Source organism: Burkholderia dolosa (assembly GCF_902499135.1).
GTDB classification, from domain to species: Bacteria; Pseudomonadota; Gammaproteobacteria; order Burkholderiales; family Burkholderiaceae; genus Burkholderia; species Burkholderia dolosa.
The window spans coordinates 1-17,293 of sequence record NZ_CABVPR010000090.1 but is presented as its reverse complement, the minus strand read 5'-3'; the positions used below and the strand labels follow the sequence as shown (position 1 = coordinate 17,293).

Here is a 17,293-nt window from a genome sequence, read left to right as displayed (position 1 = left end):
CGATTTCTTCATGACAAGGTTTCTCCTGCGGCCTCGCCACTAACTTTACAGTGGGATACTTTGGAGGGGGAAGGTCAATTAGATGGGTGGTTGTGGCATTTAGGCGATTCCGATAAGAAATCGAAGTCCGTGACTACATGCCTAGAAAAAATATGAGAACTATTCGCCGGGGGAACTCTGCAGCAGCACTGCTATTGATAGCGACAAGTGTGTCGGCGCAGGAAGCGCCGCGCCTGGCTGCTCAGGGAAACGACCAGCAAATCCGACAGCAGGAAGAGGCGCGTGAGCGCGAGCGGGCAATCTCTGCGCCCGGAGTGCGTTCGGACGTGACGGCGAGCGCCGCGTATCCGACGCTGCCGTCGGAGTCGCCCTGCTTTCGCATCGATCGTTTCTCGCTCGACGTGCCCGACGCGCTACCCACGTCCGTGAAAGCGCAAGGTGCGTCGGCGTTGCCGATAGACCGCTTCGCCTTCGCACGCGAATGGCTCGACCATTACGCGGGCGCGTGTATCGGCAAGCAAGGCATTGACGTGCTGGTCAAGGGCCTGTCGCAGGCGATCCTGGCGCGCGGGTACGTCACGACGCGTGTGCTATTGCCCGAACAGGATCTATCGACCGGTACCCTGAAGTTTTCGCTGATCCCCGGCGTAATCCGCCACGTGCGCTTTGCCGACGAGAAGCTCCGCGGCACCTGGAAAACCGCGTTCCCAACCCACGATGGCGAACTGCTCAACCTGCGCGATCTCGAACAGGGCCTGGAGCAGATGAAGCGCGTATCGAGCCAGGACGTGTCGATGCAGATCGTGCCGGCCGACGTGCCCGGCGAGAGCGATGTCGTGCTCGACGTGAAGCGCGGCAAGCCTTGGACGGTAGTCGCGTCGATCGACAACTCTGGCACGCGCGCGACGGGCCGCCTGCAGGGCAACCTGTCGCTCGGCATCGACAACCCTCTCGGACTGAACGATGTCTTCAACATCGGCGTGAGCCAGGATCTCGAACTCGGCGACAAGCGCCTCGGCTCGCACGGCTGGAACGGCTTCTACTCGATTCCGTGGGGTTACTGGACCGCGACGCTTTCGGCGTACACGAACACGTACTACCAGCAGATCGCCGGCGTGAACCAGACGTTCATCGCTAGCGGCAACTCGAAGACGGTCGATTTCAAGCTGAACCGTGTGCTGTCGCGCAGCCAGAACGACGTGTTCGGCGCGCAGGTCCGGCTCTCGCGCCGCTTCGGCCAGAGCTTCATCGAAGATACCGAGATTCCACAGCAACGCCGCAACAACACGTTCGTCGAGTTCGGCCTGACCGATCGGCACTACTTCGGCAACGCGCAGTTCGATGGCACGCTCGCGTACCGGCAGGGGATCGGCGCATTCGGCGCGCAGCACGACAGCCTGGCGGCCGACGGCGGCCCGACCTACCGCTACAAGATGGCGGTGCTCGACGCGAACCTGTCGGTGCCGTTTGCAATCGCGCAGCAGCCGTTTCGCTACGTCACGACCTTCCATGGCCAGTACACGGGCAATACGTTGTACTACATCGATGATCTGACAATCGGTAGTCGCTACACTGTGCGCGGCTTCGATGGGGAGACGATGCTTGCCGGGGCGCGCGGCTTCTACTGGCGCAACGAATTGCAGGCGCCGATCGGCCAGACGGGGCAGGCAGTCTACGCGGGTCTGGATTACGGCCACGTATGGGGCCCGCAACCCGTTGCGCTGGTCGGCACGCAGCTCGCGGGCGCGGTGATCGGTGTAAAGGGCAGTCTCTCATCGAAATTCGCCGGCGTCGGCTACGACCTGTTCGCTGGCACACCCGTCTACAAGCCGTCAAGATTTCCGACCACACGCATCACGATCGGCTTTCAGGCGACGGCTCAATTCTGACGCTACTTCCAAAGCATATGACCATACGCACGACATTACTCGCGACTCTGATGACGTTTTGCGCCCTTACTGCGCATGCGGCATCAGCACCGGAACCGGCTTCGAATGCGAATACGGAGCGATCCAGCACTTCGCTCAATGCTTCCCAGCAACGCAAAATCGACGGTATCCGCGCGCAGATGATATCGAAGGGTATCGATCCCGATTCTCCGCAAGGCCAGATCGTAATGCGATTCAGTGAAGATTTGGTGAGCAATCCGGCGGCGGCGGCACAGTTGCGCGCAGTTCCTCACGCGGGAATGGGGGAATTGATATGGAAGCAGCGATTGTCGCCTGATGGTCGCCTTCGCGCCTTGGAGCGAACAAAAGAATTGGTGAATTCCCTCGGAAACGGATGCGATGTAGATAAACTTCGCGAGCTGAAACGTGTCGACTCGATCAATAAACTACCACCACGCGCATTGCAGGCCATGTTCGATTTAATCGAGATACTTCCGAGTGCGAAAGCTTCTCAAGATGACGCTGATACTATCGGCGATCGACTCGATTCTGTTGCGGAATATGCTACGGCATTTTCAGCACGGTTCGCGGCACGGATGAAAGCAAAACCTTTCCCCTTCAACGAATGTGAAGAGCTGACTTTGCGAATCGACACTATTCTGTCGATGGCTGATCCCGCACGTCGGCGCATGTCACTCGAATTTATGAAGATTCTGGGCGGCCGCCCGACCGTTCTTGCTGACGTCGTTACCGATCCACGATCGTATCTGGATGAAGCGTTTGACAGTCAAGCTTTGCCGTCTGCGATGCGGACTGTCTTGCCCGCCGATGGCAGTCAACACCTGCCATTTTCGACCATTACGATTGATGGCGAGTGGGCCGGGAATCTCGCGCTTACTAGCGGGAAGGGTTTTGTGTACACCATTACAAACCGACGAAACGATGGAGTTATAACTGAATTGCTCCGCACTGTTGACAACGCAGGTGCGACGCAAGTAGTGGATTTTGGCATGTATTACGGCCTTATGCCGTTGAGAAACCGGCAGGTGACCTATGAGTACGCAACTCCGCTGGCGCTTTTCACGGATGACGCGGAAATTGTCGCGCAAAATATGCCGTTTCAATCTGGCGAGAAGTTGTCGCTTCCGTTTCCGGCGCCAAGTTATAACGGGTACACCCGCCAGGATTGTGTTTTTGGAAAGACTAAGGCTGCATCGTCTGTCTTTCCTGCTCTCACTGGTTCGGCGCTTGAATTCCAATGTGATTGGATCGGCGCCGATCTGCCCATATTAAAAATGCACGGTGTATGGCTGCCCGATTATCATGTCAAGTTCTATTTATCGGCGGAACGTGGATCGGATAGATCGGAACTGCTCGTCCATAACATCACTATCCGGTGATGCCTTACCGAGTTCATTCTGAGTCGCAACGCAGTACAAGGAGATCGATATTTCGAGACCACGCAAACACAACCCCGCGCGGCAAAGAGTACAGACGATCCGGCGCTGAAAGCGCAGTATTTGCAGCAGGCCGACAGTTGGAAGGAAGCTGCCGAGAATCGTGCTGCGCTGCATATCGCCGGCGGTGCGCTGACGGGCAGGCTGACCGCAGGTGGCCTCGTTTGCGGAAAGCGGCACGCGATGCGCGCCGCCTCCGCAGCAGCATCAGTGACCTTCGCTCGCGCCGAACATCGTCTTCGCGTACGTGATGCCGAGGCCGTATGCGCCGCCGTGCTGCGCGGCGGTCTTCGTGGTCTGCGCGTATGTTTCCGTGCGCGCCCAGTCGCGCTGCAACTCGAGCAGGTACTGCAGCGACGTCATCGGACGCGCGCCGGCCTGGATCATGCGCTGCATCGCGCGCTCATGCGCCTCGTCGGACACGTCGCCGCACGCGTCGGCGATCACGTACACGTCGAAGCCCTGATCGATCGCCGACAGCGACGGGCCGACGATACACACGGATGTCCACAGGCCAGCAAGCACGATCTTGTCCTTGCCGATCGCATTCACGCGCTCGGCGATGCGCGGATCTTCCCAGGTGTTCATCGACGTGCGGTCGATCAGCTTTTCGTCCGGGAACACCGACGTGATCTCGTCGTACATCGGGCCCGAGAAGCTCTTTTCGGCAACCGTCGTCAGGATCGTCGGCACGTTGAACTCCTTCGCGGCCTTCGACACGAGCGCCGTGTTGTTGCGCAGCAGGTTCGCGTCGATCGACTTGGTCGCGAACGACATCTGCGACTGGAAGTCGATCATGATCAGCGTGTGATTGGTCGGGTCGAGCAGCGTCTTGCCGGGTTGGGCCTTTGCGGTGGGCATTGCAATTCTCCATCGAGTTTTCGCGTCGTCGCAGGATCGACGCGCGGGTGTTGAGCCGTGCCGACATCGGGTCGGCAGGGCCGGGAAGAGGCGTGTGCACCGTACGCTGCCGCGCGACGAGCGGCGCGGCGGCGCACACGTCGGACGCTCGATGCCGGCATGGGCGCCGATCGTCCACGGTCGGGCGGCGGGCGACGCCGCCGTGTCAAGTTCGCCGGCGCAGCGTTGCGCCGGCATCGCGCGCGGCCGAGCGCGCGAATCAGAACGCGAAGCAGCTGCAGCCGAGCGCGCCCCAGAATCCCTTGTCGTCGCTCACGGGCACGTCGTTGCGCCATGCGGCGAGGTGGCCGTGCCCGTGCACGCCGCACTGATTCGCGCAGCTATCGATGCACGCGCGCGCGGTCGCGACCGGTCGATAGCGGCTGTAGCCGCCGAATTCGGCAACCGGCGACCACGCCGGACTGACCGGCAGCGGCGGCGGCGCGAGCGGCGCGAATTCGTCGTCGGCGTGCACGACCTTGCCGTTCACGACCGTCAGCACCGACGACAGATATTTGATCTGCGGTTCGTCGACGGTGAAGTAGTCGTCCGTCAGCACCGCGAAGTCCGCATACTGGCCGGGCACGAGCGCGCCCTTGCGGTCGTCCTCGCTGGAGAACCATGCGCTGCCGACGGTATAGCGGCGCAGCGCTTCCATCCGGTCGAGCCGGTTGCGCTCGCCGTACAGCGCGGTGCCGCCGACCGTGCGGCCGGACACCATCCAGTACAGCGACACGAACGGGTTGTAGCTCGCTACGCGCGTCGCATCGGTGCCCGCGCCGACCGGCAGGCCGGCCGCGAGCATCGCGCGGATCGGCGGCGTGCGCGCGGCCGCACCGGCGCCGTAGCGGGCGATGAAGTATTCGCCCTGATACGCCATCCGGTGCTGGACGGCGATGCCACCGCCGAGCGCCGCGATGCGTGCGATGTTCGCGTCGGAGATCGTCTCGCAGTGGTCAAAGAACCAGCGCAGCCCGTTGAACGGAATTTCGCGGTTCACGGCCTCGAACACGTTCAAAAAGCGCGTGATCGATTCGTCATACGTCGCGTGCAGACGGAACGGCCAGCGGTTCTGCACGAGCAGCCGCACGACCGCCGTCAGTTCGGCTTCGAGCGAATCGGGAAGGTCGGGGCGCGGCTCCAGGAAATCCTCGAAGTCAGCGGCCGAGAACACCAGCATCTCGCCCGCGCCGTTCACGCGCAGGAACTCGTCGCCGTCGCCGGGCTTCGTCATCTTCACCCACTTCGCGAAGTCGTCGATTTCCTGCTTCGCGTTCTGCGTGAACAGGTTGTACGCGATGCGCATCGTCAGTTCGCCGCGCTTCGCGAGGTCCATGATCACCGCGTAATCGTCGGGATACGCCTGAAAGCCGCCGCCGGCGTCGATCGCGCTCGTCACGCCGAGCCGGTTCAGCTCGCGCATGAAATGCCGCGTGGAATTCATCTGATCGTCGTAGCCGAGCTTCGGACCTTTCGCGAGCGTCGCATACAGGATCCCGGCGTTCGGCCGCGCGACCAGCATACCGGTCGGATTGCCATGACGATCGCGCTGGATCTCGCCGCCCGGCGGGTTCGGCGTGTCCTTCGTGTAGCCGACCGCGCGCAGCGCGGCTGCATTCAGCAGCGCGCTGTCGTACAGGTGCAGGATGAACACCGGCGTATCGGGCGCGATCGCGTTGATCTCGTCGAGCGTCGGCAAGCGGCGCTCGGCGAACTGCAGTTCGTTCCAGCCGCCGACGACGCGCACCCACTGCGGCGCCGGCGTGCGCTGCACCTGGCGGCGCAGCATGTCGAGCGCGTCGGCGAGCGACGGCACGCCGTCCCAGCGCAGCTCCATGTTGAAGTTCAGGCCGCCGCGAATCACGTGCAGGTGCGAATCGTTCAGCCCCGGAATCACGGTGCGGCCGTTCAGGTCGATGCGCGGCGTGCTGCCGCCCGCATGACGCATCACGTCGTGCTCGCTGCCGGCCGCGAGCACGCGGCCGTTCTTGACCGCGAGCGCGGTGACGAACGATCGCTTGTCGTCCTGCGTGGCAATCTTGCCGTTGAAAAAGATCGTGTCTGCGATCGGCACGTCGTTCGTCTGGGCTGTCATCTGGCGTTTCCCGTGAAGACTCGCGCGGCGAGTCGTGAAAGCGCGCCGGCTCGCTGTCGCGTGCCGGCACCGTATCGCTACGGTAGGGGACGCGCGGATTAAAGTCCTGAGCGGCGGCTTAAACGATCTGAAAGGCGAGGGCGCGGAACCGGCGGCCGATGCCGGGGCGCGCGACGTGGCGCGGCTCGCCGATGTGGAATACGCGGACGGCGGGACCCGCCGCTTGCCATCGACGACGGCCGCGCGCACCGGCCTTTGCCGGCGCGATTCGATGCGCGATACGGACGAGCGGGAACGCGGGTCGCGCTGCGGGCAGCCGCGCGCGTTCTGCGAACGGTCGGCCTGCGCGGCAGCGCAAACGGCAGGATCAGTCCAGCGCGGTAAAGCAGTCGACGAGATCGGGGCGGTCGAGCTGCTCGACCCACCAATTGAGCGCGCGGCCGGCCTCGTCGCCGCGCCATGCCAGATAGCAATGCGTGGTGTCGCGCATCCCGGTTACCTCGCGCGCGACGAGCTTGCCTTCGGCGATCGCGCGTGCGGCGATACATTCGGGCAGCGTGCCGACGGCCAGGCCTTCGCATTGCGCGTCCAGTTTGGCCGCGAGCGTCGGCACGGCCAGATACGGCTGGTGCGCATCGATCGCGACCGACTGCGGCTGCAGTTCGCGCGACGTATCGCTGATCACCGCACCGCGATATTCGACGACCGATGCCATCGACAGCGGTTCGGGCAACGCAGCGAGCGGATGCGTCGGTGCGATCGCGAACACGTGCTTCAGCGAGCCGATCGGCCGCGCGACGATGTTCGGCAGCTCCGGCGGCTCGCCCGCTGCGCCGACGACGAGATCCGCCCGGCGCGAAATCAGCGCATCCCAGGTGCCGCCGAGCACTTCGGTCGACAATCGCAGCCGCGTGTCCATTTCCAGCGCGTAGAACTGGTGCACGTACGGCCACAGTGCGTCGAACGGCAGGATTTCGTCGATACAAATCCGGACTTCCGTTTCCCAGCCCTGCTGCGCGCGCTGTGCCTTCATTTCGAGCTGTTCGGCCGCGCGCAGCAGACGCCGGCCTTCTTCGACGACGACGCGCCCCGCATGCGTGAGCTTCGCCCGCCGGCCGCTCCGGTCGAACAGGACGACGCCGAGATCGCTTTCGAGTTTTTGCACCAGATAGGTGAGCGCGGACGGCACGCGATACAGCAGTTCCGCTGCTTCGGCAAACGTTCCGGTGCGGTCGATCGCGTCCAGGGCTTCGAGCGCTTCGAATGACAGCTTCATCGCGAATTCCGGTAGGGGAGGCTGGCGCATCATACCAGCGCGGTGCCGCACCGGGCCAGCGTGCAGCGCCGCGATTTTGCCGGACTGGGGCGTTCCCATCCGCTCGCCTGCGTCGTCTCATGAACGACTGCCGAGCGGACAATGCGTGCGCCGATTTCATTCCTGCCGACGTCAGGCAAACCGTCGTCAGTCAGGCGCTGCCGAACGGACGAATCGGATCAACCGGCTGAGAACGCTGCGCAGAAACATGCGGCGCACCGCGCCGTACGAACTCGAAGACGCCGATCTGTTCGACCTGCAGCTGCGTTCGTTCGGTGAACAGGATCTGTCGTTCGACGGCCGCTGTGCGCCGTTTGTCCCGTACGACACGGGGACCGTGACGATCGACGATCTCGATCGCATCGGGGTTGCGGATCCGAAGAGCGCGTTCGATTGCATCCGTTTCCACATGCCGCGGCACACGCTCGAGGAAACCGCTGACGATCTCGGCAGCCGCCCGCGCCTCGATTTGCCGCCGCATCTCGGCACGAACGATTCGATCATCCATGCGCTCGGCTTGTCGCCGCTGCGCGCGCTCGCACAGCTGGAGCACGCGTCGCAGCCAATAGCCGAGCTTCGAGTTCGTCAATCGGCCTCCGAACGTCGGCGTTCGACGCGCCGAATGCGAATGGTGCGGCGTGCGACGATCGCCCGCCGCACGCCGCGGCGCGATTCCACACGGGTTTCGCGGGGATGCTACGTGTGCGCGCAATGCGAATTGCGGGGTGCTAGCGGCCGCTTATATGCTGACGTCGTCTGGCGGAACGGCATCGGGCCTCCGCCGATCATCGATGACGGAGAGAAAGACAATGACTCGCATCACACAAACGATGAAGCTCAATCACCTCAGTTTCCCGTCGGCCGACACGCTCGCGACCGCACGATTCTTCGAGCAGTATCTCGGCTTCACGATCGCGGGGAGCTGGGACAAATCGTGGATCCTCAAGCGGCCCGGTTTCGACGTCGTGATCGAGCACGTCGGCGACGGCGTTCCCGCCTGGCCGACGAATTTCCACGTCGGCTTCGAGCTGCCGGATCTCGATGCCGTTCGCGCGCTGTTCGAGCGCTTCCGCGACGACGGCGTCGCGATGGAGACGGATATCTTCAACAACGGGCGCGGTTCGCGCTTCTTTTGCCGCGCGCCGGGCGGGTTGATGTTCGAACTGAATACGCGTGCGGATGCAGCGGCTGAATATCGCGGGACGTTCGATGAATGACGCGGTGTCGGATGTACTCGCGTCGAATCGCTGCAGTGCGGCGCTTGCGCGCGTGCCGCGCGGGAAGAAAGCGATGTCGTGCGCCGCATGAAGCATGACAATCGGCGATTCGCCGTCGCGCCGATCGATCGCTTCGGCATGCATTCGATCGGCGCGCTGCCGGGCAACTTGTTCGCTCGGCATCGGCGACGCGTGATCAGTCTTTCCGGTCGCGCGGACGCTCGTCGTAATACATGGAGAAAGGTGCGTGATTGGATTCGAAATACTTGATGCGCCGCTCGAGATCGGCCAGATCCGTCGCGGCGCTCAGATAAGCGTCCCTTCGTCTGTATTCCCGATCGATAAGCGTTTTCAAGATTCGCGCAAGCAGCTTGCTGATCATTCTCTTCTCCTGATAGCCCGTTACGGCGTGCCGTACGAAATGAACTTGCCGCAAAAACAAGCGTAATTGCCGGGAATGAGCGCTACATGAGCCCGTGTGCTGCGCGGTCGCCCGCTCGTCTGTCGGTGTATCGAAGTCGTGCAGAGCTGTGCGATCGCGACGTTCAGTTTGGCGAGAGAAGAGGAGATGGGCCGAAGCGCGCAGCGCACGCGCATTCGGCAAGTTGCAGGGAGGGACAGGCGCATACAGGCCGCTTCGGACCGCGTCGAACATCTTGCCGTTACGGCGCGTGCGCGCGACTTTTGGCGACGCGTGACGATGCAGGCCGAACCGGGTCAAAGCAATGCGGGAAACATCCTGAAGCCCGCATACAGCACGGCGAATGCGATGATCGCCGAAACCGGCAGGAAGGTCGCGAGGAATTCGCTGTCGAGGCGCTGGTCTTCCGCGAAAACCAGCGTGAGGAAGCTGGGCGGCAGGCACGCGCTGAGCAGGATGATCGAGCTGGCCCGAGCCGACGGCTCGAACAGATGCACGAACAGTGCGCCGAGCACATAGCCGACGACAATTTTCGCGAACGTCAGAACGATCGAAATTTTCAGGTACCGCACGTTGAATGCGAAGCGGAAACCGAGGATGGTCATGACGGCGGGCAGGATCAGATAGCTGACGGCACCAAGCGTCGCGTAGATCATCGGATCGATATGCACGTGCGCGACGTTGAGCAGCAGGCCGACCACGATCGCAACCGGAATGGGACCCAGCACGAACGCGCGGATGAAGCGGCCCGTGTGTTCACCGGTCCGTCCGAACACGCAGGCCACCAGATAGGTAAGCGTGAACAGCAGGAATGCATGCGTGACGTCGAACACGAAGAACTCCGGCAGCAGCGCGGAACCGAACAGCGTGAGCGTGAGCGCGAGGCCGATGCTGCCGCCCTCCAGCGACCCGCACGCAATGACGGCCGCCCCGGCGGTCCGGCGCTGTACTTTGAACAGCGCTGCGCCGACACCGGTAACGAGCAGCAGCCCGACGACGATGAACAGGTTTGCTGCCGGCAGGAGCAGGACGGAACGGTCGAGATGCAGGCTGCTCATCGACGAGATGACTGCGGCCGGCAGCATGATCCACGAGATCATCCACGATAGCGTGCGCACGGCGCGGTCGCGCGCGACGTTCCATTGCCGGCCGTACAGCCCGACGAAGAAGAAGGCGAAAGGCAGAAGAAACTCGAGTGCCATGATGTCGTTGGAGACGAAGAAGATGCGTGTGTGTCGGCCACGCCGACGCCACACGATGGAGGCGGGTTCAGGCTGCGGTGTCGAGCCTTTCGCCGGCGAGCAGCGCAAGACCCTCTGCGACGCCGTATCCGGCCCGCAGCGCCGACACGTGGCCACCCCGCGCGGCGACGCACGCCTTGACGACGGGTTTCGCATTGGCAACGGTATGCGGCTGCACGTGCGCTGCGCGCATGATGCCGAGATCGTTGTCACCGTCGCCGAAGTAGTGGATCACGGCATCGGGCGGCAAGAAGCGCAGCAGATTCACCTTGTCGATGCCGCGCGGTACGACGTCAAGGCCGCCATCGCCGTCCGGATAGGCAAACACATCGAGATTCAAGCCGCGCTGCGTGACGAAGTCGTCGATGATCGCCTTCGCGTGCAGCGACTCCGCACCGAACTTCTTCGACCAGATCGAGCGCTTGGCTTCCTCCTGAAACGGCGGCAGATCGAGCGTGTCGACCGCGGCCACGAAACGCTTCAGGTCCGCGTCGGCTTCGCGGACATATTCGTTCCCCGTCGCCGGAAACACGATATGGCCGCCGTTCTCGCATGCATACATCCACGGCCTGAGGCCGATTTCCGCGCAAATCGGGCGTAGCACGTCGTAGCTCTTGCCGGAAGCAATGAACAGACGGGCGCCGGCGTCCTGGAAGCGATGCAGTTGCCGCCGAAGTTGCTCGGGGACGGGCAGTCCGGGCAGTTCGAGCGTGCCGTCCCGGTCGAAGCCAACATAGTAGTTATGCATGTTGCGCTCCACGGTGCGTCGTGGCGGCATGGTTCAACACCGCGTGCTGCGCCCTGCGGAAAGCGTTGACGGCATGGTTCACCAGGTAGTGCGGTGGGACGCCGACCGGGACCGGTTCGGGTTGCTTCCGGTGCTGGATACCCAGTTTCGCCAGCACTTCATCCGCTGCGTTGATCGCGAGCGAAAGCTTGGTGGGGAGTACGCACAGGACATCGTCGGCGACGCGCTCGACAAAAGCCTTGTTCGGGCGCAGGCCGCGGCCCAGCATCGCGCTCTCGGTTTTTCTCGCCAGGTAGACGTCGCCGGATGCCGCCGCGGCACCCAAGGCCGGCAGCGTCCGGTTCAACGCGTCGACCTGCCGGGCGATGCGTTCCATATCCAATGCGTCGCCGTTCCCTGCGTCGACCGGATCGGTGCCGTAAGTATAGAGCAGCACGGGAGAACCGTCGGGATTGTATTGCGGTGCAATGAACATCTGCGCATCGGGCACGAGCACGCTTTCGTTGGGCAACTTCCCTCGCATTACGAGCACCTGGCACAGGCGAGTCTGGACCTCGACCTTGCGGTCGAGCCCGTCGATGCCGGACAGCACGCTCGGCGTTCCGGCGCCCGCGCAGACGACGATCTTGCGCGTAGACATCGCCTGGCCGTTCAACGTGAAGCGATAGCCGCGGTTACTGCGCATGATGTTGCCGATCTCGCCGAGACGGATCAGATGGCGATTGGCATCCGACAGTTTCGCCACAAACTCGCGCCCGTCGATCAGCATGTGCGGGAACGTGAATACCTCCGCGAGACGATGGCCTTCGAGCACGGCACTCTTGCCGGTAGCGTGGGTATACGGCACGTCTTGCGAGTCCCATGCATCGGTCCAGGCCCCGCTGTCTCCGGTGAAGCCGATGTACGATCGGGTCGAGCGAATCCGCACGCCGAGGCGATGCACGATGCGCTGCCACATCGGATAGCCGTCGTTGAGCTGCCAGATCAGATCGCGCTCGGTATAGAAGTGGCCGCGATGCACATAGAATTGGGAGCGCAGCGTCTGGCCGCTTCCCACATCGGCTGCGCGTTCGACGCAGCATACGTTCAGGCCCAGCGCACGCATCCGGTCCAGCAAAATGAGGCCTTGAATGCCACCGCCGATTATCAAGTAATCGAATTCCACGACTTCTCCTTTGTGTATCACACGGGAAAAACAGCTTTCACATACCGGGAGGCCACGCGTCCCGAGAAAATTTTTGGCTGATGGTCGGCATCGGCAGCGGCGTCTGCCTGTCGACGCTGGATCTACGGAATCAGAGCCGCCATCGATGGCGCTGCGGAGGGGCAGAGCGTCATTACGTTTCTAAGATCGATGTTCGCGCGGACGTGCGTCGTCGAACGCGACATCGACGATCTGCACCGGCGTGGACGTATGCCTGCGCACATTGCGCGCGACGTCTTCGTCGAGAAAGCGCCACCATCCCTGGCGCCGGCTGCCGAGTATCACGAGGTCGGCGTCCGACGCTTCGCAAATCGACGCGATATCGCGGCCGACGGTGGAACCCGTCGTTCCGCGCATCAACATCCTGCCCTCGACGGCAGGCACGCCGTTGTCGAATCTTGCTAGTGCACGCTCCAGCGTCATCCGTCCGCGCGCGCGCTCCGCAGCAATCATCGATTCCCAATTGCAGTAGTCCAGGCGGGCGCGGCACGGAATCGGGCAGTCGAAGACATGAACGGCGATGATCCGTGCGTCGCGCGAACGCGCAATATCGAGCGCCTTCGAAAAGATCGACATCGTGGCGTTTTCACTGATTCCAACAACGATACTCGTCGACATCCCATAACCCCGGCTAAGGTAAGCGTCAGCCATTGCACAAACGAAATGCTCGCTTGCCACCTCGCCATAGTGATGCCGCGGACTTAAATCAAAGTGAGCGACGTGGGTTCGTTACGGCAGGTGGGATTGCGCGATCTGACGTCCGGCTTGCGGGGCACGCCCATTGCATGAATCGGCATGTTGGCGAACGGGCACCGTGCTGACACCGAAGGCAAGAGCGACAGTCGGCGCACTGCGTCGAATCGGTGGACCGGTTTCGGTTCCTGGAATCCATTCCGTCCGTTTGTGTGCCGCACGGTTGCGTGACAGCCGCTATCGGCTCGCATGGCCGCGTGCGTTGCCGGTATCGACGCAACCGCCTACGACGGCAAGTACGCGCGTTTCGCCACGGGTTCAATGACGACTGCCGTCGCCACGTGGCGGCCCGCTTCGGTGTCGACCGCGATCTCGCAACGCCGGCCGCGCGAATTCGCAAGGCTTTCCAGATATGGAAAAGGGGTCGCCGCTTTTTCGTATTTAACTGTGCGCGGCCGGCACCCACAATATCGTCACAGACGCAAATCGCGACGGCGCACCGCAAGGTCGGCTCGTTGCCTGCGTTGGCTCCGGCGATCGAACCGAAGTCCTGGAGCAGGCAGCCAAAGAGTATCGGCGCATAGATGACGACCGTCGTCGAGATACGTATCGCGCGTTGACGGATCGCGCGTCGCGACCGCCAATGCAATCCATTTTCCTGTCCTAATGGGAGCCCATCATGAAGTACAAGACCTTGGGTAATACCGGCCTGCTGGTTTCGCAGCTATGCCTCGGCACGATGACGTTCGGCGGCGGCACGGGTGTCTATCAGCATATCGGCAACGTCGATCAGGCCGGCGCGGATGAACTCGTCAAGGCGAGCATCGACGCCGGCATCAACTTCTTCGACACCGCCGACGTCTATTCCGGCGGCCAGAGCGAAGCGACGCTCGGTCAGTCGTTCAGGAATCTCGGCATTGCGCGCAAGGACGTGGTGCTGGCGACGAAGGTCTATATGCGCATGGGGCCTGGCCGCAACGACGTGGGTGCGTCTCGCGGCCACATCATGGACGCCGTCGACGCGAGCCTGAAGCGGCTGCAGACCGATCACATCGATCTCTACCAGATCCATGCGACGGACATGATCACGCCGATCGACGAGACGTTGCGCGCGCTCGACGATCTGATCCGTCACGGCAAGGTCCGCTATATCGGCGTATCGAACTGGCAGGCATGGCGCATCGCGACGGCGCTCGGCGTTTCGGCGCGGCTGAATCTCGCGCGATTCAACACGCTGCAGGCGTACTACTCGATCGCCGGTCGCGATCTGGAGCGGGAGCTGGTGCCGCTGCTGGAAGCCGAGAAACTTGGCCTGCTCGTCTGGAGCCCGCTTGCCGGCGGTTTGCTGTCGGGCAAGTTCAGCCGCGAAAACCAGTCGGCCGAAGGCTCGCGTCGTTCCGGGTTCGACTTTCCGATCGTGGACAAGGAGAGGGCGTGGGACGTCATCGACGTACTGCGCCCGATTGCCGAAGCGCACGGCTGCAGTCCGGCCCGCATTGCATTGGCGTGGCTGCTGTCCAAGCCGGTCGTGACGTCGGTTCTCGTCGGCGCAAAACGCCTTAGCCAGCTCGAGGACAACATCGCCGCGACCAGCATTACGCTGTCCGACGATGAAATCGCGAAACTCGACGAAGTGAGCCAGCTTCCGCCGGAATATCCGGGCTGGATGCTCGCGACGCAAGGCGCGGATCGCCTCGGGCCGGTTGATTTGTGGGCAGGAAAAGTGTCGAGCGCGTCGTGATGCTTGGCGTTGTCCCGTCGTGCGCGAGGGGCGATTTCACACGAGGAACCAATGCGGCACTTCCTGCTTTTCTTCGAGTTCGCGCCTGATTTTGCATCGCGCCGCGAGAAGTATCGCGACTCGCATCTGCGTATGGCGTGGCAAGCCCATGAACGAGGCGAGCTGCTGCTCGCAGGCGCGCTGACCGATCCGCTCGATTCGGGCGTCTTGCTGTTCAGGGCGGAATGCGTCGAACAAGTCGAGCAGTACGCGGCGCAAGATCCGTATGTCGTCAACGGGCTGGTGACTCGTTGGCACATCCGGGAATGGGCGACGACGGTGGGTGACGACGCAACCGTGCCGGTTGGGGAGCCGTAGTGCTACTTGTCATCCCCCAAGCGCGGGAGGCAACCGGTCCACATGAGCAATGCGTGCGACTCTCGTGGACTGGGTTGCCTGCCGTTCGGGTCATGATCGACACGACTGTGGCGCAAGTCGGACCCATTCGCAAACGTGGCTGCTGCCACCGCGGTATCGCCGACCGAAGGAGAGGGCACTCGCGTTACTCGCCGGCCGCTGCGACGGCGGAATCGTCGTCAGCCGCACGACATCGCCGACGAACGAGCTGTCGGCAGTTTTCAGCTACGACGGGGCCACGTTCCCGCCGTAGCGTCAATTCATCGGTCGTACCGCGTGAGCCGTCATGTCGACATGAACGACGCCGTATGTCGCGGCGGACACCGGCAACGCTACAATCGTCGCGGCCCGGCTACATCGGGACTTGCCGGCATATGTCTACGCGAACCGCAGCCCAACGCTTCGACGACGATGGTCGCACCAATTCAATCGGGCAGACATTCTGCTCGCCCGGCACCGAATCGTCGCGTGGTTGGCAGACTCAGTGGAGAGATCCGTCGATGGACTGGAATGACCTGCGGTATTTCCTGTGCGTAGCGAGAACGGGCAGCCTCAGCAGGGCGGCGGCCGAGCTGGGCGTCAGCGTTTCGACGGTCAGCCGCCGAATCGTCGAACTCGAAGCGAACCTCGGTGCCACGCTGTTCTCGCGCAGCCCGACCGGTTACACGCTGACCCTCGAAGGGGAGCGAGTGCTGAAGGGAGCGGAGATGGTCGAGGCCGGTGTATTTGCAGTCGAGCGCAGCGCTTACGGGCTCGCCGACCAGCCGTCCGGTACCGTGCGGCTGGCTACGTCGGAGAACATCGCGACCGATCTCGTCATACCGGCGCTCGCACGATTTCGCGAGCAGTATCCGCTGATTCGGCTGGAGATCGTAACGAGCACCGTGACGGCCGAACTCGAAAGTCAGGAAGCCGACATTGCGCTCAGGATGGTGCGACCGGATCGCGGGAATCTCAAGGTCAGGCGGCTGGGGCGAATGACGTATTCCGTGTATGCGCGGCGCGACTATTTGCAAGCGAATCCGGCGGCCGGCGAGAATCCGCTCGCAGGGCGAGCGTTCGTCGTATGGGACGATGCCCACGCGCATCTTCCGGCGGCCGTCTGGGCAGCCGGCCGGGTAGCCGATAGCGACATCGCGCTCGTGACTTCGAGTTTGCCGACGCAGCTCGCCGCCGTTCGCGCGGGAGTCGGGCTTGCCGTCATTCCGGATTTTCTGGTTGCCAGCGACGATCTCGTACAGGTCATCCCTCCGTCCGATGTGTTCTCGAACGATGTCTGGCTCGTCGTGCATTCGGACATCAGCATGTCTGCGAGGGTCAGGGCGGTCAGCGACTTTCTCGCGGATGTCGTCGGAAGAGCGACGCTCGATTTGTCCGCTCGGCCGACGGAGTTGTGAGAAGGCCGTTTGCGCAAACGCGTCGATGTCCGGCTCGTACATTGCTCGGCAGAAGCGCGTCGCGCTGTGGCTTTTCTTGCCGGCGCTCGTATTGCGGGACGCGTTGTACTTGTCGCCGTCGTAGAAAGTCGCCGGTTTGCTGTAGCGCTCCGGATACGTTCGCGTGGACCTCCACATAGCTGAAGGTCGAATCGGTCGGCGTGAAGTGCTGCATCATCAGCCGGCTCGTTGCGTCATTTACATACACCGGCGGTGTGCACGCCGCGCCCGACACGGGCTCAGGCCAGCCGTTCTGCTGCACGCCATGGTTTGGGCTCGCCGTCGGCTACGTCGTGAATGACCTTGAATCGATCCAGCTCGCGCATCGTCAGTGTCACCGATCCGGTTGGCGGCATGGTCGGCTCCCGTGCTTGCTCGACCAGCCGTCCAGCATGCCAGCAGTCAAAACATGACATCTGCAAATAGCCAGAACACGACATCAGGATATGGCTGCCACGAACATTGTCAAAGCCATTCTCAAATGCCCGCTTTCTGGCTATTTAGAAATGTCCGGTTTTACGGTTGGTTTGGCTGCCTGCT

14 protein-coding genes are annotated in these 17,293 nt (G+C 62.7%); 6 read left to right on the top strand and 8 right to left on the bottom strand.

Translation table 11 applies throughout. The features are described from left to right. The first annotated feature begins 152 nt into the window (after positions 1-152). Entirely contained in the window at positions 153-1,889 is a 1,737-nt protein-coding gene (locus tag BUB20358_RS26140; RefSeq protein ID WP_035975650.1) for a ShlB/FhaC/HecB family hemolysin secretion/activation protein, read from the top strand. Between the two features lie 17 nt (positions 1,890-1,906). After that, positions 1,907-3,289, top strand: coding sequence for a hypothetical protein (locus BUB20358_RS26135; protein WP_128567397.1), 1,383 nt, complete (start codon positions 1,907-1,909; stop codon positions 3,287-3,289). 264 nt (positions 3,290-3,553) lie between these two features. On the opposite strand, the gene BUB20358_RS26130 is transcribed toward BUB20358_RS26135, so the two are convergent. The 4 genes from BUB20358_RS26130 to BUB20358_RS26115 form a co-directional block, all read right to left on the bottom strand. Further along, the gene (locus BUB20358_RS26130) at positions 3,554-4,207 is read right to left on the bottom strand and encodes a hydrolase (RefSeq protein ID WP_006767237.1); all 654 of its coding nucleotides are present in this window, start codon (positions 4,205-4,207) and stop codon (positions 3,554-3,556) included. Between the two features lie 259 nt (positions 4,208-4,466). Next, positions 4,467-6,341, bottom strand: a complete 1,875-nt coding sequence (locus tag BUB20358_RS26125; protein WP_035975648.1) for an amidohydrolase — start codon at positions 6,339-6,341, stop codon at positions 4,467-4,469. A 367-nt stretch (positions 6,342-6,708) separates the two neighbouring features. Continuing rightward, positions 6,709-7,617: a LysR family transcriptional regulator gene (locus tag BUB20358_RS26120; RefSeq protein WP_006767235.1), complete on the bottom strand. Its 909-nt coding sequence runs from the start codon at positions 7,615-7,617 to the stop codon at positions 6,709-6,711. 190 nt (positions 7,618-7,807) lie between these two features. Further along, positions 7,808-8,245 carry a hypothetical protein gene (locus BUB20358_RS26115; protein ID WP_035975646.1) on the bottom strand — a complete coding sequence of 146 codons (438 nt, stop codon included), beginning with the start codon at positions 8,243-8,245 and terminating at the stop codon, positions 7,808-7,810. A gap of 220 nt (positions 8,246-8,465) precedes the next feature. On the opposite strand from BUB20358_RS26115, the gene BUB20358_RS26110 reads away from it, so the two are divergent. Next, the gene (locus BUB20358_RS26110) at positions 8,466-8,873 is read left to right on the top strand and encodes a VOC family protein (RefSeq protein ID WP_174484783.1); all 408 of its coding nucleotides are present in this window, start codon (positions 8,466-8,468) and stop codon (positions 8,871-8,873) included. A gap of 196 nt (positions 8,874-9,069) precedes the next feature. Here BUB20358_RS26110 and BUB20358_RS26105 read toward each other — a convergent pair whose 3' ends face one another. From BUB20358_RS26105 to BUB20358_RS26090, 4 genes are all read right to left on the bottom strand, one after another. Continuing rightward, positions 9,070-9,255 (bottom strand): DUF3563 family protein, encoded by a 186-nt coding sequence (locus BUB20358_RS26105; protein ID WP_035975644.1) that lies wholly within the window; start codon positions 9,253-9,255, stop codon positions 9,070-9,072. Between the two features lie 1,308 nt (positions 9,256-10,563). Beyond that, the gene (locus BUB20358_RS26100) at positions 10,564-11,283 is read right to left on the bottom strand and encodes an HAD family hydrolase (protein WP_158380466.1); all 720 of its coding nucleotides are present in this window, start codon (positions 11,281-11,283) and stop codon (positions 10,564-10,566) included. Continuing rightward, a complete protein-coding gene (locus tag BUB20358_RS26095; protein ID WP_158380465.1) occupies positions 11,276-12,448 on the bottom strand; it encodes an FAD-dependent oxidoreductase in 1,173 nt (390 codons plus the stop codon). Before BUB20358_RS26095 ends, BUB20358_RS26100 begins: the two co-directional genes overlap by 8 nt. Before the next feature lie 180 nt (positions 12,449-12,628). After that, the gene (locus tag BUB20358_RS26090) at positions 12,629-13,105 is read right to left on the bottom strand and encodes a universal stress protein (RefSeq protein WP_158380464.1); all 477 of its coding nucleotides are present in this window, start codon (positions 13,103-13,105) and stop codon (positions 12,629-12,631) included. Between the two features lie 754 nt (positions 13,106-13,859). Here BUB20358_RS26090 and BUB20358_RS26085 point away from each other — a divergent pair. The 3 genes from BUB20358_RS26085 (at position 13,860) to BUB20358_RS26075 (ending at position 16,714) form a co-directional block, all read left to right on the top strand. Continuing rightward, positions 13,860-14,921 (top strand): aldo/keto reductase, encoded by a 1,062-nt coding sequence (locus tag BUB20358_RS26085; protein WP_006767229.1) that lies wholly within the window; start codon positions 13,860-13,862, stop codon positions 14,919-14,921. A gap of 51 nt (positions 14,922-14,972) precedes the next feature. Continuing rightward, the gene (locus BUB20358_RS26080) at positions 14,973-15,278 is read left to right on the top strand and encodes a YciI-like protein (protein WP_035975636.1); all 306 of its coding nucleotides are present in this window, start codon (positions 14,973-14,975) and stop codon (positions 15,276-15,278) included. A gap of 539 nt (positions 15,279-15,817) precedes the next feature. Next, the gene (locus tag BUB20358_RS26075) at positions 15,818-16,714 is read left to right on the top strand and encodes a LysR family transcriptional regulator (RefSeq protein ID WP_035975634.1); all 897 of its coding nucleotides are present in this window, start codon (positions 15,818-15,820) and stop codon (positions 16,712-16,714) included. Positions 16,715-17,293 lie beyond the last annotated feature (579 nt).